At 38.7% G+C, this 380-nt stretch carries 1 protein-coding gene; it reads left to right on the forward strand.

From position 1 onward, the window contains the following. Nucleotides 1-380 (forward strand): cell wall hydrolase (locus AOA60_RS22165; RefSeq protein WP_178075391.1); only part of this gene is annotated, 380 nt, incomplete at both ends.

Raw genomic sequence — 380 nt, forward strand, 5'->3', positions numbered from 1 at the left:
AGAAATAATACAACTAGCTCCACTCCTTCTCCAACTCCACAGCAAGTTGTTTCTATTAATCAAGAGGCATTGGAGTGGCTTGCTAAAATGATATATGCTGAAGCTCGAGGAGAACCACTTGAAGGTCAAATAGCTGTTGGCGCAGTTATCATGAATAGGGTTAATAGTAGCTTGTTTCCTAATTCAGTTAAAGAAGTACTCTTTGAAAAAAGCAGTGGAGTATATCAGTTTACACCTGCAGCAACTGGTAGTATAAACTCAGCATCTCCAAATGATATGAATATGCAGGCTGCTATTAGAGCAGCTAACGGGGAAGATCCTACAAATGGATCACTATTTTTTTATAATCCAGCGAAAACAGGAGATACATGGATAAGAAC

It is taken from the genome of Pseudomonas sp. 2822-17 (assembly GCF_002742485.1).
GTDB classification, from domain to species: domain Bacteria; phylum Pseudomonadota; class Gammaproteobacteria; order Pseudomonadales; family Pseudomonadaceae; genus Aquipseudomonas; species Aquipseudomonas cyclaminis.